The sequence below is a fragment of the Ruegeria sp. G7 genome (assembly GCF_056535465.1).
In genome coordinates this window covers 93383-117143 of sequence record NZ_JBQFIL010000002.1, presented here as the reverse complement: position 1 = coordinate 117143, position 23761 = coordinate 93383, and the positions used below count along the sequence as shown (strand labels likewise).

Below are 23761 nucleotides of genomic sequence, written 5' to 3'. Positions count from 1 at the left end.
GCCTTCAGCCTACTCACGCAGAGCTTGCTCTTTCACTTTGAGGACGGGTCGGATCAGATAGTCCAGCACCGATTTCTTGCCTGACAGGATATCAACTTCGGCAACCATACCGGGGATGATTTCGACCGCGACACCTCCGGCATCGAGCATGGTGTCCATGGTTTCAATCTCAACAACGAATACTTCTTCCTCGTTGCGTTCTGATCGGGTGATCGTATCTGCCCCGATGCGCACAATCTCGCCGTTCAGGCCACCGTAGCGCGAAAAATCATACGCGGTAATCTTGATTTTTACCGGCTGACCCGGGTGCAAAAAAGCGATATCACCTGGCTTGACATACGCCTCTACCAATAAACGCTCGTCCAGCGGCACAAGCTCGATCAGTTCTTCGCCGCCTCTTGCCAGCCCACCTATCGTGGTACGATGAATGCGGTTCACGATGCCACGGACCGGAGCGCGTATCTGCGCGCGTGCGACGCGGTCGCGCAAGGCGGGCAACGCTGGTTGTAACGCGGCAAGCTCTGCGGTGACCAGCGCCAGATCAGTCAAAGCAGCGCTTCGGAAGCGGTTGCGCGCAGCTTTCACCTTATCATCCATTTCATCAAGACTGGTCTTCAGTCTACCAATCACTGCTTCGGCCCGAACTTTGCGGCCTTTCCATTCAGCTTCGCTGCGGCGCAAAGCGAGCAGGGTGGTAACCGGTTCCATGCGCTGCTCGACAAGGGGGGCTATCATAGATCGCTCCTCGGCGAGGACAGCCAGGGTTTCCACCGCTGTGATCTGATCAACCAGACCCTCTTCATATTCTCGCTGCCTTTGCTCGCGTTGTCGGTGCAGGATTGCGATTTCAGCTTCGAGCTCGGCTTGTCGCCCCTGATACAACGCGGTTTCCGAACGAACCACACCCGGTGCACCGCTTAGCAGTATTGAATCAAACTCAAGAGCAGTTCCATCGATCTCAGCCTGAAGCCGTTGCGCACGCGCCATCAAACCGTAAGCCCGCTGTTGTTCTTGGCTCAGCTCACGATTGATCTGATTGGTGTCGAGTTCCATCAACAGGGTGCCCGCCTCCACGACGACGCCTTCTTGAACATGCAATGCGTGCATCACACCGGATTCAGTTGCTTCAATCACCTGCACGTCGCTGGAAGGCACGATCCGACCGTCCGCCCGAACAACATCGTCCAGTTCGGTGAAATAGGCCCACGAGATGGCGCTGACCATACACAGCAGAATCAACACCAAGAGAAGCGACCCGCGTAAGGAAGATCTTCCCTGCATCTCGCGTGCAATTTGCTCAAGATCAGGATACCGCGACATTCAGGTGTCTCCCGGTTTTGCTGATATGCTGGGTCAGAATGCTCTTTGGCCCATCCATACCGACCTGCCCATTTTCGATTACGATCACCCTATCGACGAGTTCCAGCAAGCTGGGGCGATGGGTAACAACGATCATCGTTTCTTGCTGAGTTGCAGCCTTCAGACGCCGGATGATTCCAGCCTCGGATTTGACGTCCATCGCACTTGTGGGTTCATCCAGCAGCAGTACGGGCGGACGCCCGACAAGCGCACGGGCAAGTGCGGTGGCCTGTCGCTGCCCGCCTGACAATCCTTCGCCGCGTTCTGTCACTTGCAGATCGTACCCTCTGGAGTGTCGGGACACGAAATCCTCTACGCCTGCCAACTTTCCCGCACGGATCAAATCCTCGTCGCGCGCATGGATGCTGCCGCTGGCAATGTTGTCCCGCAACGAGCCCGAAAATAGCCAGACATCCTGCAAGACCGCCCCAATGTTTCGCCGCAGATCGCCGGGATCAATTTGACGGATATCCAACCCATCCAGCATCACTGAGCCTACCCGCGGCTGATAAAGGCCTAGCATCAATCGCGTAATCGTGCTTTTGCCCGAGCCGACCTGCCCGAGAATGGCGACCTTTTCACCCGCCTCGATCGTGAAAGATACGCCCTTCAACGCGTCTTCCGTTTGGTCGGGATATGCAAAATAGACATTATTGAAACGGATGTGGCCTTTGAACTTGGTCCGGCTGATCCAATTCCTGCCATCTGGCCGTTCGCTTTCAGACCGCATCAACGCATCAAGATTCCGGTATGCAGTACGGGCCTGATTTACCCGTGTCAGCGTTTGCGCGAGTTGTCCCAGCGGCGCGAGAGCACGCCCCGTCAACATGACGGATGCGACAAGTGCGCCCATACTTGTCTGACCATCAGCGATCAGGAACACACCAAAAAATACCACCAAAACTTGCGCCGCCTGTTGCGTGAACCCGGTCAGGTTCAGCGCGAATTGAGTGATCGCGCGACTCCGCGATCCATGGTTTGATTGTCGCTTCAGCGCATCTTGCCAGCGGGATTTCATCTGTCGCGATGCCGCAGTGGTTTTGATGGTTTCAAGACCGGTCAGAGCCTCGACAAGAACAGCTTGTTTCGATTGGCCATCAGAGAAACTCTGCCGCGTGAGCCTCGACAAAAAAGGCTGTATCGCCAACCCTGTCAGCAACACGATCGGGATAGCCAAAGCCGGGATCGCGGCTAACGGACCGCCGACTAAGTATATGGTGAAAATGAAAACCGCAATAAACGGCAGGTCGACGAGCGCCACCAAGGTTGCTGACGTAAAAAACTCCCGCAGCGTTTCGAACTCACGTACCGTGCTGCTGGTGGCGCCAGTTGATCCCGAGCGATCGGCCAACCGCATATTCATCAACTGGTCAAAAATCCTGCACCCCATAAGCAAGTCGGCCCGTTCCCCGGCGCGATCGATGAAGCCTGCGCGTAAGAGCTTCAACGCAAAGTCGAAAAACAATGCCAGCCCCACCCCGCAGGTCAACGCCACCAGCGAAGCCGTTGCCTCGCTTGGCAAGACCCGGTCATAGACGACCATGATGAACACAGATGTAGACAGCCCCAGAATGTTCGCAAGTGCCGCCGCCATCCCGACTTGTGCGTAAGTCCAGCGACTTGCAGAAAGGGCCGACCAGAACCAGTGTTTGCCTTCGATTGCATCGTCGGACGTCTGGCTGCCTGTGTGCTCACGACGCAAAAGAATTGCATAGCCCGAGTAGGTCTCGGCAACGGCGTGCTGGGCAACTTCGCCGACGCCATCGCCCAAGTCCGGGTCAAAAATCAGGATGCCTCCGCTATCCGAACGCCCATGATAGACCACCGTACGATTATCTTCGAGCAACAGTATGGCGGGGCAGAGGGTCGCGTCGAAACGGCGAAGCTGCATTTTTCCAAAACCGACCTGCAATCCCGCCTGGCGCGCGGCTAAGATGGCATCGGGAATTGTCAGGTAACCCTCAGTGCCGGATCGGATTGCGTCCAGATTTGCAGTCGTCATCGTGCATTCAAGCGTCGCGGCGACGTTCAGAAGGCAGGCTTCCAACCCTCGAAAAGGTCTTGTCTGATCGCTCATGGTAGCGCGCTCCGTCCTGCGAGGCCAAGATCGAGAAGATCCAGAATGTCTCCCGTAAGACTCAGCACTGCGTAGTTGGTCAGGAAAAAACTCTGCTCTGCGAAGATCAGCCGTTCCTGCGCATTCACATAATCGCGCTGTGCATCCAGAATTTCGATCAGGCTCCGACGCCCAATGGTGTACTGAGCGCGCGCAGCAGCGACGCTCTCAGCGCTGATTTGCGCGGCGAGCCGTGCCTCGCGTAACCGATCGGCACCGGCCTTTTGATCGGACCGAATGAAGGCCAACTCGCGCCCAACTTCGCGGATCAGGGTTTCTCGCTCCGCCTCGATCTGTGTGACTCTTCCCTGTGCCGCAGTGATGGCAGCGCGGCGTTGACCCGTACTGTCGAGCTCATAGTTGACCGAAACATCGAGGCCGAAATCGGTATCATCAAAATCATCATGATTGGCAAAGGCTGCAAGCCTGACATCCGGCTTGCGTCTTGCTTGAGCGGCCGCCCAGTCAGCGCGTGCAGCAACCAAAGCTGCGTCCACGCGCCGTACCGACGGGCTGTCCATTACAATCTGCGCATCGCTGAGGCCAAGCTGTGGGGCGGGTACGGCAGGCTCAAGCGTCCCGGCGGGCGCCCCAAAAACCTCGCGGAACCGAGCCTCTGCGCGGTCCGTTCTGGATTTGGCTTCGGCAAGCCGTGTGCGGGCGTCGGCCGCACGTGACCTCGCCATCAAGACATCCGCCTGCGATCCGACACCGGTTTGCAGGCGATCGAAAATCTGCTGCTCTACTTCTTCATGTACCTCCACGTTTTGCCGCGCGATCTCCTGGATTTTGCGTTGATCGGCCAGCGCAACATAGACTTCGATCGCGGCCATGGCGGTGGCAGACGTGGTTTGCAGTTGATCTCCCAAGCTTTCCAACACACGTGCCTGCGCGGCTGCCAAGGAATTGGTAGCAACACCTCCGTCGTAGATAAGTTGCGATACGCGAAGATAGGGAGTGAAGTCGTCGGTTCCACTACGATTGTGCTCGGTTCGCGCGTTCAATCCCAGGGACACCTGCGGCAGAAATTCCCCACGGGCGGCGTCCCTATCAGCTTCTGCGATACTTCGGAGCGATGCGCTTTGCGACTGTATGGGGTTGTTTTGTACAGCGCGGCGAACGCGTTTTCCGAAATCACTTTGCATCAGAACAGTCGACGGCGTCCGTGCGCCAGCGCCGACCGATCCGTCGCTGAATGATCTGGAAACCGGCGCCAAGTCAGGCGGCTGGGTGCAAGCCGCAGCGACGAATAGGAAAGCCATTAGGCTGATGTACCTGAAGCCGAACTTATCCCAACGCATATGTCACCTGATCGACCTGTTGCGAACACCTGAGTTGCTGTCCAATTGCAGAAATGAAGCCCCTCAATTCTCCAGAGGCTTCAAGGGTACGTACCTGTTGTTGGCGCTGGAGGCCTGACAACCAGTCACAGTGCGAAAGCGAAATCTGATGGGCATGGATCAGCTTCAGCGCACGATTGGGGATGGCTGCTTTGTGCGGCCCGTCAAAACAATCGCCGAGCTTATCCGGGTCGATCATCAGAAGGTTTGGTGGTGAAATGGAGTTATCTTCAATCGAAAACTCCGCAAACAGGCCGAGAGATTGCATCTGAGCGCATATCTCTCTGGTTTCATCCGCGGCGGCTTCACGTGCGCGGAGAAAAGCTAGCAAGTCATGCAATTCAGGCGACAGATCGGTGTGATTTATGAAGAAAGGTATGTCGTTGGGGTCACTTGTGACCGATCCAGAACCCTCATGCACCAAGAGACGATACTGTTTGTCGTTCACACGCTCAGCCTTGAAGGGAAAACCCCTAAGAGCCGAGGGAATGTAGCGCGCCAACCATCGCCCATCCGCGGCGACAAGGGGTGAACAAAGTTGTGTAGACATAGAAAGCAAAGCCACAGGTTCGACACCGCGCTCCGTTTGCTGAAACAGAATGGGGAATACGGCAGCCACTTCGGTTATCTCGCTGCATACGACTGCGCAGGCGGTCCATTTGGCTGCAAATTCATACGATGCGAAGCGTCGCCAATACCGATTGTGATGCCGTTTCGACGTGACGGGGACGAAGCCATTAGGTGTCATGATTTGCTCATCCGTATGGGTTGGGTAGCGATCAAGCGCTTGCGCCGGTTGGGTCGGTCAGCAGGATATTGTCTGCATCAAACCCGCTCAGGTCGGAGAGGCCCTCAAATTGTGCCAATGATTCAACGGTCGCATCGTTGGAAGCGGTGTAGTCGATTTTGACCAGAAGACTGTCAGCACCATCCGTTGCGAGCATATAGACTTCGTCGCCAGCCTGTGCTCCGAGCAGGGCTTCCGCCGCAGTCGCAATCGTGCCGGTGTCGAGATCCGAAAGCGTGGTCTGCAATCCGATAAATCCTGTGTTTTGCCCGATAACGTCGCCTTGGTTCAGGGCTTCGACACCCGTACCAGCCCCACGCAGATTTGCGGGGTTGAGCCCTGAGAACATGAATGCATCAGCGATTGCGGATGCGGACCCCAGGTTAAAACCGGTGATCGTATCAGTTCCATTGGCTGTTGGATCTGACTCAAAGATCACGACATCACGGCCCGCGCCTGACAGATCGATAGCGTCGTCCCCTGCGCCACCTCTTATGCTGTCATCAAGACTGCTATCGGTGAGCGTGTCTGCGCCATCAGTTCCAAGATGCAATTGGGACGGGCCGCCATCCGGCGTGACCAATGACAAGATGATCGGTTGCGACGGGTCCTGCACGGTCATCGTGAAAGTGATGATGGGCTGCGTCAGGTCACCAAAGCTGGTTGCTGCGCCGGCGAAACTGATTGCGGATGCGCTCTGAGGATTCGATAAGAAAAAGCTAAAATCATCATTCTCGACTTCCGAGTTGACGTCGTATGTGGCGACGGAAGGGTCAAAACCCAGTTCGGCGGTAAATCCCAGTCCGCCTGAAACGTCGCGATCGGGGTCAGCATACACCTCGAAAGTCAACGTCGATCCGCTGCGCCCCGCCGCGGATATCGTGTATGCGGCCGGCACATGTACGATGGCTTGTTCCGTCGCCGGCATTGGATTCTGCCCAGAACCCACCGAAGCCTGCGCTTCAAAATCCAGGCTTTCACCAGCCTCAGCTGCCAAAAACTCCGAGGCTGGGACGTTCAGCGACCAGCTGCCATCGGCAGTTACGGTTGCATTTCCGACCAATGCACCGTTCAGCGTGATATCTACAGCTTGGCCTGCGCTCAAACCAACGGAATGGCCGCTGACGGTGACCCCGCCACTCTGTAAATCAGTTAACGCGACAGCATCGTTGTTTCCAACACTTGAAATAGTCAGTATCGGGCGAAAATCAGTTGTTAGTGTTGTTGAATCTGCTGCAGCGTTACCGGCGGCATCCGCGACTGACGCGGTCACCGGGAAGTCCGTCACATCCGCCAAGGCTGCCAAGTCGGCAGTTGGTATAGTAGCCACCCAAGTACCATTGGCGACAGTGGCAGAATAGTTTTGACCATTCAGGCCGACGGTGACCATTAGACCGTCTTCTGCGTTGGTCGTGCCCGAGACCCGTAGGTCCGCGCCTTGCTCCACTATATCAAGAACGCTTCCAACGGGTAGCGCATCAATCGAGAGCGACGGCGCGCTCAGATCTGTATCAAAACTGGTGTTTGCATCAGCACTGTTGCCAGCCGCATCTGTGACAGTGGCATGAACCTGATAAGTCTCACCGTCCTCCAGACCGCTCAGGTCGTTCGCTGGGACAACAAAGCTCCAGGTGTTGCTATTCACGGTTGCGGTACCGCTGAACTCGACCGAACCATCCGGACGACGGATTTCGAGCGAAACCTGAGAGCCATCAACGGTATCCGAAGTGCCCGAAACCGTTAAGCCAGTCGCCTGTTCTGCAGTGTTCAGCACAGAGCCCGAGGAAAGCGCCGAGATAGAAAGTGAAGGTGCCGAAAAATCCGTGTCAAAACCATCAACCGCGGGAAGCGCGGTGTTGCCCGCCACGTCCGCGACTGTTGCCGTAACATTTATCGTCGCGCCATCCGACAGCGTGACCAGGTCTGCGGCTGGGATCGTAACGTTCCAAGCTCCACCCGATACCGTCGCCGAGTAGGGTTGCCCCTCAAATGTTAGTGTCACGACTTGGCCATCCTCGGCTGAGGTCGTGCCTGTGATTACAAGATCCGAGCCTCGCTCACTGGCATTCATCACGGCACCCGCGGAAAACGTATCGATGCTGATCGTGGGTGACACCGTATCCTTACTCAGCGCGACTTCGGCCTGTGGTGCGTTCAAGCCATCAGCGTCGCTGACATCGGCAGCGACTGCGAAGGTTCCGCCCTCTGACAAATCACCAAGATCGGCGCTGGGGATAGTTACGGACCACGTGCCGCCAGACACGGTTCCGGTATAAGTCTGCCCGTCCAACGTGACGGTGACTGTTTGACCATCCGGGACATTTCCGACAGTACCATTGACCACGAGATCACCACCCATCTCCGACGCGTTCAATACGCCTCCGACGGTTAGTGGATCGATGGCAATGGACGGCCCCGTGAGGTCAACCGGCACTGACGCCAAGACCTGAGATGCCGGATTTCCAGCGCTGTCGCTGACATCGGCCGAGATCGATACCGGTGTACCTGTCGTTAGGTCGCCCAGATCCGCGTTTGGAATTGTCACGCTCCAGAGGCCACCAGATACAGCGCCATAATAGCTTTCGCCATTGAAACTTACCGTCACAAGTTGACCGTCTTCAGCGTTTGACGCACCCGTTAGGATCAAATCGCTACTGACATCAATCAGATCAATCGAACCTCCTGCAACAGGATCCAGCGTCAGTGTAGGTGCATCGAAATCGGTGACAAAACTGCCGTTTGCCTCAGAAGCCGGATTTCCCGCGCGGTCAGAGACATTGGCCGTCACCGATATGGTCGATGCATCTGAAAGGCCGGCCAGATCAGCGGCCGGCACCGAAACGCTCCAACCGCCATTCGCGACCGTACCCAAATAGTCCTGACCATTCACCGAGACTGTTACAAGTTGCCCGTCTTCGGCGGTGGTGGCACCAGAGATGGCCAGGTCCGTCTCTTGTTCTGCCGCATTCAGAACCGCGCCATGTGAAAATGCATCAATCGACAGCGTTGGTGGCACGGTGTCCACGTCGAACCGTGCGGTGCCGCTCGACAACTCGGTTCCAGCAACGTCCAGGTGACGGACGGTTACATCCGTGACCCCTTGCGCCAAACCCTGTGCCTCTGCCTGGGTCAGCGACACGCTCCAACTGCCGTCTGCCGCGGGGATGGCTGTTTTGGTTAGCGAACCGATTATCACCTCTACGGACGCGGTGTCATCCGGAGTGGCGATCTTTGTACTGTTGTTGTTCAGTGCATTTGACTGCAATTCAGCGAGATTGAGGCTTGGGGGACGCGGGCTCGAAGGTGTGTCAGAATCATCATCCTCATCGTCGCCTCCGCCGCCGCCACCCCCTCCGGCAGCGGCAGCCGCACCGGCAAGACCGAGACCGCCCAACGCGAGGCCGGCCCCGCTGATCCCGCCGCCTGCTGCACCAACAGCTGCTATTTCGGCGGCAGCAAACTGCGCAATCTCCATAGCAGCTTGATCGTCGATCATGATCGAACCGTTCTCGAGCACCTGAACGTTCTGGGCATCTACGATAACGGTTCGCCCGTCCGTCATCTTCAGTTGCACATCGCCATTTGGCAGCAGTGCGACCGATCTGACACCTGCAATGGCCTCTGCGAACTGAAACGACGCGAGCATGTCATCTGTTGCTTCGGCGAGTGCGGGCAACGCCATCAGCGCCGTACCAAGCCCCCCTAGCACTCCGCGCCCGGCACTCCGCTTGAGCTTCTTCTCAATCCACGCCAGCGCCTTACTGCGACGCACCCGAGAGGTTTGGAAGTCGGTCGAATCGGTCTCTTTGGTCATCTTACCCTCACAATCGATGGTCCGGTTCTGTCGGGCGACAGATGGCAACCCGCCATGGTTCTTTGAATTCCGGATGACCCGGAAAACTTGCATAAAACTGAAACTGAAGTCCTTGTTTTCACCACATTCCTGTTCTGGTTTTGAACCGGTGCTTCGGGTCATTTTGATCGCAGTGCCAATGCTGGCATTGAGGGCAAATAACGATGATGCTTCAGTTCGACAGAGTGGTTGCAACGGGGACCGCAGCGCTCGATTCAGGTATCGGTGATCTGGCTTTAAAAACGTTTAACGGGGAAACGTATCTCTACAGCACGACCGGATTGCAGGGCGGTGTCGTCTCGTGGCGACTGACAGAAGGTGGTGCCCCGGTTCTACAGGATCAGCACTATTTTGAGCCCTCGATCGCGCAGCAGGTCGGACGCAGCGGCGTTATTGCGACCCTTGGTGCCGAGATACGGTTAGTGCTGGATGTGGACACCGCCGACGGCTTGGTTGGCTATGATCTGAACACTGACGGCACCATCGGGACATTGCAGGAAACAAACGGGCTTTCAGGTGGCGGCGGCATCTCTTCCATTGCGCAATCTGCAATCGGGGATAACCATTTTCTGACCGTTGCTCATACGGACACGGACATGCTGGGCACTTACCTGGTCGCCGCGGACGGTTCTTTAAGCTTAACGAACCTGACCGCAGGGCGCGCCGACGCGATGCAGGCAATCAATTCGGGCGGCAACCGATACGTACTTACAGCTGATACCGCAAGCAGCACGATCAGCAGCTTTGCGCTGGATAAGGACACCGGCGCTTTGACCCTGACCGATGGGGCGACCAACCTGCAAACGCTGGGGATCGGAGCACCGACCGATATCGAAACCGTAGCAGCGTATGGAAAATCTTGGGCGGTCGTCGCGGGCGCAGACAGCAATTCCCTGAGCGTCATGACGGTCACGAGCGATGGAGCGTTGCGCGCAACCGATCATGTTCTGGACACGCTGCACACGCGGTTCCAATCGGTGCAGGATATTTCGCTCATAGAGGTTGGCGGGCGGGTTTTTGTCATCGCCGGGGGTGCTGATGACGGTGTCACCCTGTTCACGATGACACCGGATGGACAGCTCATTCATATGGATAGCTTCGAAGATACAACGGCAAGCGGGCTGCAAAATGTCGAGAAGCTGAGCGTGGCACATATCGGCGATAAGTTGCAGATATTTGCCGCCTCACAACAGGATGCGGGTCTGACGCAACTTGGCGTTTCGGTTGCCGACCTCGGGGTCGTGGCAAAGGGCTTTGGTGTGGTCAGCGGCACGTCAGGCGACGACATGCTGAAAGGGGGTATTCTGGACAGCCAGCTGTTCGGCGGGGCAGGGGACGACATCCTGATTACGGGCACAAGCGCGACAACCATGACTGGCGGAGCGGGTGCTGACGTCTTTGTGCTGCGCGAAAGCAGTGGTGCCACCACAATTACGGACTTCGAGGCGGGAATTGATCGGCTTGACCTGTCCGACTTTCCATTTCTACGCACCCCCGCGCAGCTCGACTTTTCGACAACGGCACAGGGTGCACACATTGCTTACCGGGACGAAACCATCGAGGTCACCTCGGCGCAGGGCACACCGTTGAGCAGTGCAGATATCTTTGGGGTCGGGTTCGGCGGCGCAGATCACATCCCAACCGATCTTGGCGCGGGCCCTGACAATAACGCATCTGACGGCGTCACGGGACCGATCACGATTGGCACTGGCACCGCGAATACCGCTTTGAGTGATGCCGAAATCCGCTTTACACCAGATGGAGGGGCCACGATCGCAGCGCAGGCGGATGGTCTGGGATTGTTTGACCTAGACGTGCCAGATGGATCGTTTTCGGGTCATCTGGATATTGTAAAAACCTACTCAAACGCGAGCACCGAGGTCACCGCGCTGGATGCGCTTCAGGTCCTGCGCATCGCCGTCGGCCTGGATCCGACCTGGGGGGGCGCCACACCAGAAAACCTGATCGCGGCAGATATTACGCAAGACGGGGCTGTCACAGCGCTGGATGCGTTGGCGATCCTTCAAAACGCTGTGGGGCTGCCCACACCGCATGAGGCAAAATGGGTGTTTTTAGACGCAAATGCGGATATGTCCGGGATCACCCGAAATGCTGTCAGCTATGAAACTGGCGCAGACATCACGATTATTGACGGAGACTTCTCTGTCGACATGACATCCATTCTACTGGGCAACATCGAGCCTGCCTGACCCACTATTCTCTGAACGCACGATAGAAGTAATCCGCCAACGGTTTGACCAGATAGGATAGCGGTGTGCGCTCATCAGTTTTGATCATCGCCTCGACCGGCATGCCCGGAAGCAACTCCTGACCGTTCAGACGCTCAAGTTGTCCTTCATCGGGCTCGACCTCGGCACGATAGAACGTAAAGCCTGTGGTCTCGTCCGTGAACGTATCGGCCGAAACGTTGATGACATGCCCATCAAGCTCCGGCGTTTCGCGCTGGTTGAATGCAGGGAAGCGCAGCGCGACCTCCTGTCCTCTGTGCAATTGGTCAACATGCAGAGCATCAACACGTGCCGCCACCAGCAATGGTGTATCTTTCGGAACCACGTACATCATGGGCTCGGCAGGCTGTATGACAGATTGGATGGCAAAGACCTGACTATCGTAGACGCTGCCAGCTACGGGCGCTCGGATATCGAGACGTGAGAGCCGCTCTTTCAGCGACAAACGCCGTTCGGCCAACTCAACGACCCGCGACTGGACATCGCGCAGTTCGGCAATGGCCTCTTCGCGGCGGGTCGCATTCAGCTGAACAATCTGGATTTCGGTCGTGGATATCTGGCCATTCAGGCGCGCGATTGTGGATTCCAGCCGACCGATCTGGCCATTCAGATCAGCCTCCTCCCGCTGGAGGGCCGAGACCCGGCTGGCTTGCGTCAGCCCGCGTTGCAACAGCCCTTCCTGATCCTTCAGTTCCTGCGTTATCAGATCAACCTGAGTCCGCAGCGCCGTCAGCTGTGCTTCGATACCCTTAATCTCATCTTCGATCTGACTTTTTTGTTTGCCAAGTTGCTCGACCTGCTGCGTCAGCGTGTCCAGACGCGCGTCAAACAGGCGCTGCTGACCAGCCAACAGATCATCGGCGATCTGCTCTTCCAAGCGCAGGTCCTGAAGACGCTTCTCTAACTCAGCAGCATCTGCGCCATCCCGCTCTGCTTCCAGCCGCGTTTTGCGGGCCAGAAGCTCAAATAGTTGCGATTCCACAATCGTCTTTTCAGACGCAAGGAACGTATCATCCAGCCGCAACAGCAACTGTCCGCGTGTTACGTCGTCGCCATCGCGAACGAAAATCTCACCCACAACACCACCATCTGGATGCTCGATCACTTGCCGGTTGTTCTGTACTTCAATCACCCCCTGAGAAATGATCGCACCCGCCAGCTCTGTCCGGATGCTCCAAACTCCCAGTCCCAGAACAAGAATTGCCAATGCCGACAAGCCCACCAGCGCCGGTACTGTAATGCTCCATGCGGCGCGTTTACCCTTCTTGAACATCACTCACCCACCTTGTTGAGATGCCGTTTGATGACATTGGCATTTTGCACCATGGTGCTGAGAACCTCGTCTCGCTTGCCCGCTTTCACAATCTGGCCCCGTTCAACCACGACCAGATCATCACATTCCGAAATAGCCTGCGGCCTGTGCGTCATGATGATGACGGACTTTCCAGCGGCTTTGAACTCGCGAACCGCCGTGTTGAGCGCCAGCGTTCCATCTGCATCGAGGGCCGAATTGGGTTCATCCAGAATCAGCAACACCGGGCTGCCATAGAGTGCACGCGCAAGTGCGATCCGTTGTTTCTGGCCACCTGAAAGCTGACTGTCATTGCCCTCCAAAAAGGTATCATAACCTTTCTCGAGACTCAGAATAAGCTCGTGTGCGTTCGCGGTTTTGGCCGCGGCGACGACCGCTTCGGGGTCAGGCGTTTGCGACATCCGCGCAATATTCTCGGCAACCGTGCCATTAAACAGCGTGACTTCCTGGGGCAAATACCCGATGTGACGCCCCAGATCGTCAGGATCATATTGGTCGAGAGTGGCCGATGCCAAGCGGATCTCGCCCGCCGCAGGCGACCACAAGCCCAACAAGGCCTTCGCAAGCGTCGTCTTCCCTGAGCCGCTTTTGCCGATCACACCCAATGCCTTGCCAGGCTCCAGATTCAGCGCCGCGTTGCGCAAAGTGGGGGTCTTGGACCCCGGCGGTATGACCGTCAGGCTCTTCGCCACCAAATGAGCCTTGGGCACCGGCAATTTGGTGCGTGCTGTTTCGGGTGGTGTAGCGTCCAGAAACTTGTTGAGATTGATCCATGCGGTACGCGCGCGCTCGACCATCGACCACTGTCCAACCGCCATCTCAACCGGGGCAAGCGCGCGACCCAGAAGGATCGTGCCCGCAATCATCGCGCCAGGTGTCATCTCATTGCGCAAAACAAGCAATGCCCCAAGCGCCAGCATCGCAGATTGCAGGAACAACCGCAGAGACTTGGTCAAGGACGTGAAGCTGCCCGTCCAGTCGCTTGCCGAGATCGACTGCGACAAAGCCTCGGTGCGCTGTTTCATCCAACGTTGGGCGACGTCCTCCTGCATACCCTGCGAGCGCACGACCTCGGCCGCCTGCCTCGCGTGCTCGGAAAACGCGTTTGCCTTGGCCGAGGCGCTCTGCGCTTCGGCAACTTTTCGATGCGTCAACGCCTGGTTCAGCAGTGCAATCACGACCAAAAGCGTGCCTCCGCCTACGGCCAGCCAACCCAAAAGCGGGTGGAACAGAAAAATTGCTGCGATAAACAGCGGCGTCCAGGGCATGTCCATGACCGCAAGCAGGACGGGTGACGCACACAAGGACCGGATCGCTTCAAGATCGCGCAGGGCGGTTGCCGGGGCCGAACGGAACTGTGGGAACAACGCGCGCCGCATTGTGCCTTCGAAAACGCGCTCATCCAGAGACGACTGAAACCGCGCCCCGAACCGGGCAACGATACGTCCACGTGCATAGTCGAGCATTGCCATCAGGGCGTAAAGCAGCGCAACCAGCAAAAACAACGCAAAAAGAGTTTCGACCGAGCGAGACCCCAAAACCCGATCATAAACCTGCAGCATAAACAGCGGCCCGGTCAGCATCAGGAGGTTGACGAAGATACTAAACAAAAAGGCAAGCGCCAGAAAACTACGGCCTTGCCCCAGAACGTCGCGCAGTTCATGGCGCTGCGCTGCACTGGTCGGATTTCTCAAACTCACGAAAGTCAGTCCCCAATTGCGGATAGTCGGACCATGTGATTCTGCGGTTAAATCAGGTCCGATGTCTTGCTTTAGTGTATAACTATCCCCAAAACCCTGAACAACGCGCGTTTCACTGAAACCGGTGCATTTCGGCGGCGATTGAACGATGCGGCCCGGTTTGACGGCAGATTTACGCCGAGCTTGCGTTAGCACCAGACATTCTGGGTCCGGGAAAAGGCAGCTTCTCGATTACTCTGGAAATCGTTTTTTGGTCGGAGTGAGAGGATTCGAACCTCCGACCCCTGCCTCCCGAAGACAGTGCTCTACCAGGCTGAGCTACACTCCGACCGTGGCGGGTGATCTATACCCGAGGGGTGGATGTGCAAGAGGGTTTTTGCAACGCCCAAAGACGCCGTTCGCTCTGCCTAAATCCAGCGAATTTGTCGGTTCTAACTTGTGCTACGGCAATGGATCAGTGCGGAATAACCGGATCTTGGTACCGCCATGATCAACGACTGGCCCAGGCGGCAACAACGGGAGGCGGGTGGCCCGAGCAAGGCCCGGAGTGGTGGTGATGATACCAATTCGCCAACCTGAAAAGCGGTTCATGAGCACTTTGCCGAGCGTTCCATAGAGTGACCGCAAACGCTTTTCGTCGCCAATCCTCGCGCCGTACGGTGGGTTTACGATCACCAGACCGACAGGCCCCTCGGGCGGAGTGACGTCGCTCATGGCGCGTTGGCGAAAGCGCGCGATGTCGGCAACTTCGGCACGTGCGGCATTTGCGTTTGCAGCCTCGACCGCCCCGGCATTTCGGTCGGACCCGAAACAACAAGGCTGCAGTGTCGGTACCGGTGCCGCCCGCTTCAGCTCTGCCCACACGTCACGGTCGAATGATGCCAGTTCTTCGAACGCGAATGCTCGGGTTCGGCCCGGATGCAGACCCAGTGCGATTTCGGACGCCTCGATCGGGAAGGTGCCCGAGCCGCACATCGGATCCAAGACGGGCTCTGATCCGTCGTATCCACATTCGCGCAGGAACATTGCCGCCATGGTCTCGCGCATCGGAGCCTTCGCGACGGCAGCTTTGTGCCCGCGTTTGTGCAGCGGCTCGCCCGAGCTATCGAGTGAGAACGTGCAGATATCCTTTTCGATTCGCAGCAGCACCCGGACCGGCGCATCTGCAGAAATTGAAGCACCAAGGGTTTCCGCAATCGCTCGCTCGACCCGCTGGCGCGCGGCACCCGCATGATAAATACGCGATTTTCGACTGCTGGCTTCAACTTTGATCGCCACATCTGGCCGCAGATGCTGGGCCCATGGGAACTTTCGGGCGCGTTTGTCCAACTGCGCCAGATGCACCGCAGGAAAGCTGCCCAAGCGGACAAGAACCTTGTTGGCTCCGCGCAGCTGCAGGTTTGCACGCCAAACTTCGCGCCAATCACCGCTGCAGGTGACACCGCCTGGCGTGATCCGCGCTTGCGCAAAGCCCCGTTCGCGCGCTTCCGCGTGCAAAGGTGCCTCAAGACCGGGTGTGGCGACGAGAAAAATCTCGAGTTGGTCATCGGTGTTCATGCCGGTTGATTACACTGGATGTCAGGTTGGTGCGACAGGCAAATTCGCTGGCATTTTGACGCAATTCCAACGAAAGTGTTGCGTGTAAGCTTTTTTGAGCGGTAACAGGTTTGCGTTTATAGCGCTGCTTGCTTAAAGGAGCGGGAATTGAAGTTGCGCCTGCGCGCGCGACGGGTGTCTTGAATGCGTCGCGGCGCATTGCGTCTCTGGATAGGGCGCCGACAGAGCAAAGCAATAGCCCGGATCTCGGGGCGCAGGAAAGAAGGCTTGGAAGACCATAGCAACATGCAAACTTTCAAACTGAAAAAAGGGCTGAATCTGCCGGTCGAAGGCGCGCCCGAACAAAAGATCCAGCCGGGGCCCGAGTTCTCAACGGTCGCTGTTCTGGGGGCGGACTACATTGGCCTGAAACCCAAGATGCTGGTGCAGGAGGGCGACGAGGTTCAGCGCGGCGCTCCTTTGTTCTGTCATAAGGATGCGCCTGACGCGATGATGGTTGCCCCGTTGACGGGTAAGGTCGTCGCGATCAACCGCGGTGCGCGCCGGGTTCTGCAGAGCGTCGTGATTGAGATCACCGACGCCAATGATCGCGGCATTGATTTCTCGGGTGTCGGAGACACTGAAACCGCCGAGGGCGTGACTGCCAAGCTTTGTGCTGCCGGGCTTTGGACCTCTTTCCGCACGCGTCCCTACTCGAAAATGCCTGAACCTGGCACCAAACCCGCGGCGATATTCGTGACGGCGATGGATAGCGATCCATTGGCAGGCGATGCCGCGTTGATCATTTCCGACGCGAGCGAGGCCTTTGTGGCGGGTCTTGCCGCCATTGCGCACCTGACCGACGGCAAAACTTATGTGTGTCAACAAGAAGGGGCATCGATCCCCGGCGCGGATTTGCCCGGTATAGAAGCAGCGGCCTTTTCCGGGCCGCACCCTTCCGGTCTGGCAGGAACGCACATCCACTTCCTCGAGCCGCTGGCCGGCGACAAAAAGGTATGGACCATAGGCTATCAGGATGTGATCGCCGTTGGTCATCTGATGCAAACGGGTCATCTGGATCCAAACATCGTGATCGCGCTGGCCGGGCCCGGCGCACGTCAGCCGCGATTGATCCGCACGGTCATGGGCGCGTCAACAGATGACCTGACCCGCGATGAAATTGTCGTCGACGGCACTGCCCGTATCATTTCGGGCTCAATCCTGTCCGGGCAGCATGCGGCTGGCCCGACTGCCTATCTTGGGCGCTTTGCCCGCCAGATATCCATTATTCGCGAAGATCATGACCAGATTCCAATGGGTTGGATTCGTCCGATGCCGTCCAAATACGCGGCCCAGCCGGTGTTGGGGTCAGCCTTTGCGAAGAAACTCTACGCGTTCACGTCCAACCTGAACGGAGGTCGCCGCGCGATGGTGCCGACCGGCGTGTTCGAGGAACTGATGCCGCAGGACTATCTACCCACGCAATTGTTGCGCGCGCTGCTAGTGATGGACACTGACACGGCACAAGCGCTGGGGGCGCTAGAGCTGGACGAGGAAGATCTGGGCCTTGTGGGCTTTGCCTGCCCGGCGAAATACGAATACGGGCTGGCGCTGCGCGACTGCCTGACCAAGATTGAGAAGGAGGGCTAAGCCGAATGGGTCTGCGCAGCTTCTTTGACCGGATTGAGCCGAACTTTACCAAGGGCGGCAAGTACGAGAAGTATTTCCCCATCTACGAGATGGTCGAAAGCTTCATCTACACTCCGAAAACCGTAACCACCGTAGCGCCGCATGCACGGTCTTACGTGGATATGAAACGGATCATGACCTATGTCGTGATCGCGACGATCCCCTGTATCCTGTGGGGGATGTGGAACACCGGCTATCAAGCCAACTCCGCAATCGCGACACTGGGGCCGGATGCGGCAACAGGCTGGCGGATTGCTCTGATGCAGATGTTTGGCATTTCGCTGAGCCCGGAAAGCCTGTTTGCCAATGTGATGCATGGGTTGCTGTATTTCCTGCCGATCTACATCACGACACTGGTCGCGGGTGGTATTTTCGAGGTCATCTTTGCCACAGTACGCGGGCATGAGGTGAACGAAGGTTTCCTTGTGACCTCAATGCTTTATACACTGATTCTGCCGGCAACCACGCCTCTGTGGCAGGTGGCGCTGGGGATCATCTTTGGTGTTGTGATCGGCAAAGAGGTGTTCGGCGGTACTGGCAAGAATTTTCTCAACCCTGCTCTGGTAGGGCGGGCGTTCCTGTACTTCGCGTATCCGGCCAGTATGTCAGGCGATTCGGTCTGGACACCGGTGGACGGATTTTCCGGCGCGACGGCGCTGGGTGTGACGGCAGCGCAGGGCGTTCAGGCGCTGGCGAGCGAAGGCATCACCTGGGCAAGCGCGTTTTTCGGAACGATTCAGGGCAGCTTTGGGGAAACCTCGACGCTGGCCTGTATGATCGGTCTGGCCTTCCTGTTGACGACCAAGATTGCCAACTTCCGGCTGATTGTGGGTTGTCTGGCGGGAACCATTGGCTTTTCGCTTCTGCTGAATCTGATCGGGTCCGATACCAATCCGATGTTCGCAATGCCCTGGTACTGGCACATCGTGCTGGGTGGCTACGCATTTGGTCTGGCCTTCATGGTGACCGAGCCCGTTTCGGCCAGCCACACCAATATGGGCCGCTATATCTATGGCGCGCTGATCGGTGTGATGGTTGTGATGATCCGCGTCATTAACCCCGCTTTCCCCGAAGGCATGATGCTGGCAATCTTGTTCGGCAACGTCTTTGCACCGCTGATCGACTATTTCGTCGTACAGGCCAACATCAAACGGAGGGCGCGTCGCCATGTCTGATACGCAATCCCCGGATCAAAACGAGGCCCCCAAGGGCGCGTTTGCCAAGTTTCTGGCGGCCTCGCCGGATTCGGTCAGCAAGACCATCATCATCGCTGTTGCTGTTTGCCTGGTGGCCTCGATGGTCGTTTCGGCAGCCGCAGTCAGCCTGCGTCCGGTGCAGGAAGCCAACGCGCTGAAGGACAAGCAGGTTAACGTTCTGCAGGTCGCAGGTGTCTATGAGCCCGGCATCGACGTCACCGAAGCTTTTGCCGCGTTCGAGCCGCATGTGCTTGAGTTGGAAACCGGCAAATTCGTCGATGATCAATTCGATCCGGCCACATTTGACGATCTCGCAGCCGCCAGCGACCCGGACCTCAGCGTCGCGCTCAATGATGACCCGGCCGGGATCGGACGCAAGTCCAGATATCGCGTGATCTATCTGCTGCGTGACGATGCGGGGGAGTTGGACAAGGTGATCCTGCCGCTGCACGGGTACGGCCTTTGGTCCACGCTCTATGGTTTCATTGCGTTGGAAAACAACGGCAACGACATCTACGGCCTGCAATTCTATCAGCACGGCGAAACGCCCGGTCTTGGGGCCGAGGTGGACAACCCGCGCTGGAAGGCGCTGTGGAACGGCAAGCGGCTGCGCGATGACGCGGGTGATCTGCAGATCACCGTTGCCAAGTCGCAGCCTGCGGCAGGTCCTGACTTCTACGTTGATGCGTTGGCCGGTGCGACTTTGACCTCGGTCGGAGTTGATAACCTTGTACGGTTCTGGATGGGCGATGCGGGTTACGCTCCGTTCCTGGCCAATCTGCAAGCAGGAGAGATCTGATGTCCCAGACCAAGAAAGAGATGCTGGTCGACCCGCTTGTCGACAACAACCCGATCACCTTGCAGGTGCTGGGTATCTGTTCTGCGCTGGCGGTGACATCCTCGCTGCAGGTGTCCATGGTGATGGCGCTGGCGGTGATCTTCGTGACTTCGTTCTCGTCCTTCTTTATCTCATGCCTGCGCAACCAGATCCCCGGCTCGATCCGGATCATTGTGCAGATGGTCATCATCGCCTCGCTGGTGATCCTGGTGGACCAGATCCTTAAGGCATACGCGTTTGAGATATCGAAAACCCTGTCGGTCTTTGTCGGCCTTATCATCACCAACTGCATCGTGATGGGCCGGGCCGAGGCATTTGCGATGAAAAACCCACCCGTTGCGTCCTTCATCGACGGGATGGGCAACGGCATGGGCTATGGCCTGATCCTGCTGCTGGTTGGCTTTATTCGCGAGCTGTTCGGTGCCGGCTCGCTGTTTGGCGTGACCATCTTGCAAACGGTCAACAACGGCGGCTGGTATGTCCCGAACGGCATGTTACTGCTGCCGCCCTCGGCGTTCTTCATCATCGGTCTGATCATCTGGGCCTTCCGCACATGGAAGCCGAACCAGGTCGAGGAACGTGAATACAAAATCCAGCAGGTAGAGGCGCACTGATGGAAGCCCTGATTTCACTGGCCGTAAAGGCCATCTTTGTCGAAAACCTCGCGCTCAGCTTCTTTCTGGGGATGTGTACCTTCATCGCCGTGTCCAAGAAGATTTCGACTGCGCTGGGGCTTGGGATTTCGGTCATGGTTGTGCAGGCCATTACCGTACCTGCGAACAATCTGCTGTTGAACTACCTGCTGAAACCGGGCGCGCTGGCCTGGGCGGGTTTTCCGGATGTGGACCTGACTTTCCTCGGCCTGATCTCATATATCGGCGTGATCGCGGCGATGGTGCAGATCCTCGAGATGGTTTTGGATAAGTATTTCCCACCGCTCTACAACGCGCTGGGGATTTTCCTGCCGCTGATTACCGTGAACTGCGCCATCCTCGGAGGTTCTCTGTTCATGGTTGAGCGTGACTACAACTTTGCCGAGGCAACCACCTATGGCCTGTCCTCGGGCTTCGGCTGGGCGCTGGCGATCACCGCAATGGCGGGCGTGCGCGAAAAGCTGAAGTATTCGGACATCCCTGATGGCCTGCAAGGGCTAGGGATCACCTTCATCACCGCAGGACTGATGGCAATGGCCTTCATGTCCTTCTCCGGCGTGAAACTGTAAGGAGGCGTCGATGGAAACTTTCACTCTAGGCGTCGCACTCTTCACCCTGATCGTGATCGGGTTGGTAGCCATCATTATGGCTGCGCGCTCCCGACTGGTCTCAACCGGGAATGTCAACATCACCATCAACGGTGAAAAAACGGTATCTGTGCCCGCAGGCGGCAAACTGTTGCAAACGCTCGCGGCTGAGAAACTGTTCGTGCCTTCGGCTTGTGGCGGTGGCGGCACCTGCGCGCAATGTCGCGTCAAGGTGCATTCTGGCGGCGGTTCGATCCTGCCAACCGAAGAAAGCCATATCACCAAGCGTGAGGCGGCTTGTGGCGACCGCCTTTCCTGTCAGGTGGCGGTCAAGCAGGACATGGACATCGAAGTGCCCGAAGAGGTCTTTGGCGTCAAGAAATGGGAATGCACGGTCCGGTCGAACGAGAACGTCGCAACCTTCATCAAAGCCCTGACACTGGACCTGCCCGAAGGCGAAGACGTAAACTTCCGCGCCGGTGGTTACATCCAGATCGAAGCGCCTGCGCACCAGTTGGCATATACCGATTTCGATGTGGAAGAAGAGTACCGCGAAGACTGGGATCGCTTCAATCTGTGGCAGTACAAATCCGTCGTCAGCGAGCCAATCGAACGGGCCTATTCCATGGCCAACTACCCGGACGAGAAGGGCATGATCATGCTGAACGTCCGCGTGGCCTCGCCGCCTCCGGGGTCCGAAGGCATCCCGCCGGGTCAGATGTCATCGTATATCTTCAACCTGAAACCGGGTGACAAAGTCACGATCTCGGGTCCGTTCGGTGAGTTTTTCGCCCGCGAGACCCAAAAAGAGATGGTCTTCATCGGCGGTGGTGCGGGCATGGCCCCCATGCGTAGCCACATCTTTGACCAGCTCAAGCGACTGGAAAACCGTGATCGGAAGATCAGCTTCTGGTACGGTGCGCGGTCGAAAAAAGAGATGTTCTTTGTCGAGGATTTCGACCAACTGGCCGAAGAATTCGACAATTTCGATTGGCACGTGGCCCTTTCGGACGCGCAGCCCGAGGATGATTGGAAAGGCTATACCGGCTTCATCCACAATGTGCTGTTCGAGGAATACCTCAAGAACCACCCCGCGCCGGAAGATTGCGAATACTATATGTGTGGCCCGCCAATTATGAACCAGTCGGTCATCAACATGCTGCTGGATCTGGGTGTGGATCGCGAAGACATCATGCTGGACGATTTCGGTGGATAACTTAGGTAAAACCGGCGCATCACGCGCCGGTTTTTTTAAAGCCGAAGGTCGCTGTGGTCTCTCGGCAAACAGGATTTGACATCAAAGACGACGCTTTGCGGTTTGCCATAACCACGGATCATGTTCGGGTCGAGCGCCAGATACTCCTGATGCGCGACGGCCAGAACCACGGCGTCATAAGCCCCTTGTTCCGGTGCCGCGGTCAACGAAATACCATATTCGCCAAGCGCCGCCTGCGGGTCCGCATGTGGGTCATGCACATCTACCGCGACGCCGTAGTCCTGCAATTCGGTGATGATATCGACGACTCGCGTGTTGCGAAGATCGGGGCAATTTTCCTTGAAGGTCAGACCCATGATCAGCACCCGTGCCGCGCTGACATCTATGCCACCGCGCGTCATGCGCTTGACCAACTGAGACACGACATAGCTGCCCATACTATCATTTAGCCGCCGCCCGGCGAGAATGATCTGTGGATGGTGCCCGACTGCCTCGGCCTTGTGGGTCAGATAGTATGGGTCAACGCCGATACAGTGCCCGCCAACCAGACCCGGACGGAACGGCAGAAAGTTCCATTTGGTTCCGGCAGCGCGCAGCACGGCGTCGGTATCGATACCAAGCCGCCCAAAGATCATCGCCAGCTCATTCACCAGCGCGATATTCAGGTCCCGCTGTGTGTTCTCGATCACCTTCGCGGCCTCGGCCACGCGAATGCTCTCGGCCTTGTGGGTTCCGGCAGCGATGATCCGAGCATAGAGCGCATCGACAAGATCAGCGATTTCAGGGGTTGAGCCCGAGGTGACCTTGCAGATATCGGCAATCCGATGGGTCTTGTCGCCGGGATTGATCCGTTCGGGGCTGTAGCCCGCAAAGAAATCCCGGTTGAAGGACAGGCCCGAGGCGCGTTCGAGCACCGGAACGCAATCCTCCTCGGTCGCGCCGGGATAGACAGTGGACTCGTAGATCACCAGATCACCCGGTTTCAAAACCGAACCAACCGTTTCTGACGCGCTAAGCAGCGGCCCAAGGTCAGGTTGTTTGCCCGGTGTGATCGGTGTGGGGACCGTCACGATATAGGTGTCGCAGGCGGCGAGATCGGCGGGGTCTGTTGTGAAGCTCAAACCAGTCGCGGCGCTCAACTCAGCTGGTTCGACCTCTAAAGTCGTGTCCTGACCGGCCCGCAAGGCCGCGATCCGGTCGACATTGATGTCGAAACCAAGAACCGGTCCGATCCGACCAAAAGCCACAGCGAGCGGCAGGCCAACATAGCCAAGTCCTATGACAGCGATCTTGCGGGCGTTCGGGTCGGTTTCAAACATGGCGGTCACTT

16 protein-coding genes and 1 tRNA gene are annotated in these 23761 nt (G+C 57.4%); 7 read left to right on the top strand and 10 right to left on the bottom strand.

Going from position 1 to position 23761, the window contains the following annotated elements:
- Positions 1 to 9 precede the first annotated feature (9 nt).
- The 5 genes from ACR3EN_RS17305 to ACR3EN_RS17285 form a co-directional block, all read right to left on the bottom strand.
- Entirely contained in the window at positions 10 to 1320 is a 1311-nt protein-coding gene (locus tag ACR3EN_RS17305; RefSeq protein WP_480820846.1) for an HlyD family type I secretion periplasmic adaptor subunit, read from the bottom strand.
- Positions 1304 to 3436, bottom strand: a complete 2133-nt coding sequence (locus ACR3EN_RS17300) for a type I secretion system permease/ATPase (RefSeq protein WP_480820848.1) — start codon at positions 3434 to 3436, stop codon at positions 1304 to 1306. The genes ACR3EN_RS17305 and ACR3EN_RS17300 overlap by 17 nt, the downstream gene beginning before the upstream one ends.
- Positions 3433 to 4620 (bottom strand): TolC family protein, encoded by a 1188-nt coding sequence (locus ACR3EN_RS17295; RefSeq protein WP_480820850.1) that lies wholly within the window; start codon positions 4618 to 4620, stop codon positions 3433 to 3435. Before ACR3EN_RS17295 ends, ACR3EN_RS17300 begins: the two co-directional genes overlap by 4 nt.
- 142 nt (positions 4621 to 4762) lie before the next feature.
- Positions 4763 to 5563, bottom strand: a complete 801-nt coding sequence (locus tag ACR3EN_RS17290; RefSeq protein ID WP_480820852.1) for a SapC family protein — start codon at positions 5561 to 5563, stop codon at positions 4763 to 4765.
- A gap of 31 nt (positions 5564 to 5594) precedes the next feature.
- A complete protein-coding gene (locus ACR3EN_RS17285) occupies positions 5595 to 9650 on the bottom strand; it encodes an adhesin (protein WP_480820854.1) in 4056 nt (1351 codons plus the stop codon).
- On the opposite strand from ACR3EN_RS17285, the gene ACR3EN_RS17280 reads away from it, so the two are divergent.
- On the top strand, positions 9620 to 11665 hold the full coding sequence (locus tag ACR3EN_RS17280; protein ID WP_480820856.1) for a dockerin type I domain-containing protein: 2046 nt from the start codon (positions 9620 to 9622) through the stop codon (positions 11663 to 11665). The two genes, ACR3EN_RS17285 and ACR3EN_RS17280, sit on opposite strands and share 31 nt — an antisense overlap.
- 4 nt (positions 11666 to 11669) lie before the next feature.
- On the opposite strand, the gene ACR3EN_RS17275 is transcribed toward ACR3EN_RS17280, so the two are convergent.
- From ACR3EN_RS17275 to ACR3EN_RS17260, 4 genes are all read right to left on the bottom strand, one after another.
- Entirely contained in the window at positions 11670 to 12977 is a 1308-nt protein-coding gene (locus tag ACR3EN_RS17275; RefSeq protein ID WP_480820858.1) for an HlyD family type I secretion periplasmic adaptor subunit, read from the bottom strand.
- The gene (locus tag ACR3EN_RS17270) at positions 12977 to 14716 is read right to left on the bottom strand and encodes a type I secretion system permease/ATPase (protein WP_480820860.1); all 1740 of its coding nucleotides are present in this window, start codon (positions 14714 to 14716) and stop codon (positions 12977 to 12979) included. Before ACR3EN_RS17270 ends, ACR3EN_RS17275 begins: the two co-directional genes overlap by 1 nt.
- Positions 14717 to 14967: 251 nt before the next feature.
- A tRNA-Pro gene (locus ACR3EN_RS17265) sits at positions 14968 to 15044 on the bottom strand.
- 113 nt (positions 15045 to 15157) lie between these two features.
- A complete protein-coding gene (locus ACR3EN_RS17260; protein WP_480820862.1) occupies positions 15158 to 16273 on the bottom strand; it encodes a THUMP domain-containing class I SAM-dependent RNA methyltransferase in 1116 nt (371 codons plus the stop codon).
- Positions 16274 to 16558: 285 nt separating this feature from the next.
- Between ACR3EN_RS17260 and ACR3EN_RS17255 the strand changes: the two genes are divergently transcribed.
- The 6 genes from ACR3EN_RS17255 to nqrF are packed head-to-tail and all read left to right on the top strand — an operon-like array spanning position 16559 to position 22431.
- Positions 16559 to 17902, top strand: a complete 1344-nt coding sequence (locus ACR3EN_RS17255; protein ID WP_480820866.1) for a Na(+)-translocating NADH-quinone reductase subunit A — start codon at positions 16559 to 16561, stop codon at positions 17900 to 17902.
- A 5-nt stretch (positions 17903 to 17907) separates the two neighbouring features.
- Positions 17908 to 19116 carry an NADH:ubiquinone reductase (Na(+)-transporting) subunit B gene (locus ACR3EN_RS17250; RefSeq protein ID WP_480820868.1) on the top strand — a complete coding sequence of 403 codons (1209 nt, stop codon included), beginning with the start codon at positions 17908 to 17910 and terminating at the stop codon, positions 19114 to 19116.
- On the top strand, positions 19109 to 19936 hold the full coding sequence (locus tag ACR3EN_RS17245; RefSeq protein WP_480820870.1) for a Na(+)-translocating NADH-quinone reductase subunit C: 828 nt from the start codon (positions 19109 to 19111) through the stop codon (positions 19934 to 19936). The genes ACR3EN_RS17250 and ACR3EN_RS17245 overlap by 8 nt, the downstream gene beginning before the upstream one ends.
- A complete protein-coding gene (locus ACR3EN_RS17240) occupies positions 19936 to 20589 on the top strand; it encodes an NADH:ubiquinone reductase (Na(+)-transporting) subunit D (RefSeq protein ID WP_170710614.1) in 654 nt (217 codons plus the stop codon). Before ACR3EN_RS17245 ends, ACR3EN_RS17240 begins: the two co-directional genes overlap by 1 nt.
- Positions 20589 to 21197 carry an NADH:ubiquinone reductase (Na(+)-transporting) subunit E gene (gene nqrE, locus ACR3EN_RS17235; protein WP_480520774.1) on the top strand — a complete coding sequence of 203 codons (609 nt, stop codon included), beginning with the start codon at positions 20589 to 20591 and terminating at the stop codon, positions 21195 to 21197. Before ACR3EN_RS17240 ends, nqrE begins: the two co-directional genes overlap by 1 nt.
- A 10-nt stretch (positions 21198 to 21207) precedes the next feature.
- Positions 21208 to 22431: an NADH:ubiquinone reductase (Na(+)-transporting) subunit F gene (gene nqrF / locus ACR3EN_RS17230; RefSeq protein ID WP_480820873.1), complete on the top strand. Its 1224-nt coding sequence runs from the start codon at positions 21208 to 21210 to the stop codon at positions 22429 to 22431.
- Between the two features lie 35 nt (positions 22432 to 22466).
- On the opposite strand, the gene tviB is transcribed toward nqrF, so the two are convergent.
- A complete protein-coding gene (tviB, locus tag ACR3EN_RS17225) occupies positions 22467 to 23750 on the bottom strand; it encodes a Vi polysaccharide biosynthesis UDP-N-acetylglucosamine C-6 dehydrogenase TviB (RefSeq protein WP_480820875.1) in 1284 nt (427 codons plus the stop codon).
- Between the last annotated feature and the right edge of the window lie 11 nt (positions 23751 to 23761).

What these genes read in the sequence shown, in the direction of transcription:
- nqrE (WP_480520774.1), top strand. Translation starts at nt 20,589, where the DNA reads ATGGAAGCCCTGATTTCACTGGCCGTAAAGGCCATCTTTGTCGAAAAC.
- ACR3EN_RS17255 (WP_480820866.1), top strand. Translation starts at nt 16,559, where the DNA reads ATGCAAACTTTCAAACTGAAAAAAGGGCTGAATCTGCCGGTCGAAGGC.
- ACR3EN_RS17240 (WP_170710614.1), top strand. Translation starts at nt 19,936, where the DNA reads ATGTCCCAGACCAAGAAAGAGATGCTGGTCGACCCGCTTGTCGACAAC.
- ACR3EN_RS17245 (WP_480820870.1), top strand. Translation starts at nt 19,109, where the DNA reads ATGTCTGATACGCAATCCCCGGATCAAAACGAGGCCCCCAAGGGCGCG.
- ACR3EN_RS17260 (WP_480820862.1), bottom strand. Translation starts at nt 16,273, where the DNA reads ATGAACACCGATGACCAACTCGAGATTTTTCTCGTCGCCACACCCGGT.
- ACR3EN_RS17290 (WP_480820852.1), bottom strand. Translation starts at nt 5,563, where the DNA reads ATGACACCTAATGGCTTCGTCCCCGTCACGTCGAAACGGCATCACAAT.
- tviB (WP_480820875.1), bottom strand. Translation starts at nt 23,750, where the DNA reads ATGTTTGAAACCGACCCGAACGCCCGCAAGATCGCTGTCATAGGACTT.
- ACR3EN_RS17275 (WP_480820858.1), bottom strand. Translation starts at nt 12,977, where the DNA reads ATGTTCAAGAAGGGTAAACGCGCCGCATGGAGCATTACAGTACCGGCG.
- ACR3EN_RS17300 (WP_480820848.1), bottom strand. Translation starts at nt 3,436, where the DNA reads ATGAGCGATCAGACAAGACCTTTTCGAGGGTTGGAAGCCTGCCTTCTG.
- ACR3EN_RS17280 (WP_480820856.1), top strand. Translation starts at nt 9,620, where the DNA reads ATGATGCTTCAGTTCGACAGAGTGGTTGCAACGGGGACCGCAGCGCTC.
- ACR3EN_RS17250 (WP_480820868.1), top strand. Translation starts at nt 17,908, where the DNA reads ATGGGTCTGCGCAGCTTCTTTGACCGGATTGAGCCGAACTTTACCAAG.
- ACR3EN_RS17305 (WP_480820846.1), bottom strand. Translation starts at nt 1,320, where the DNA reads ATGTCGCGGTATCCTGATCTTGAGCAAATTGCACGCGAGATGCAGGGA.
- ACR3EN_RS17295 (WP_480820850.1), bottom strand. Translation starts at nt 4,620, where the DNA reads ATGCAAAGTGATTTCGGAAAACGCGTTCGCCGCGCTGTACAAAACAAC.
- nqrF (WP_480820873.1), top strand. Translation starts at nt 21,208, where the DNA reads ATGGAAACTTTCACTCTAGGCGTCGCACTCTTCACCCTGATCGTGATC.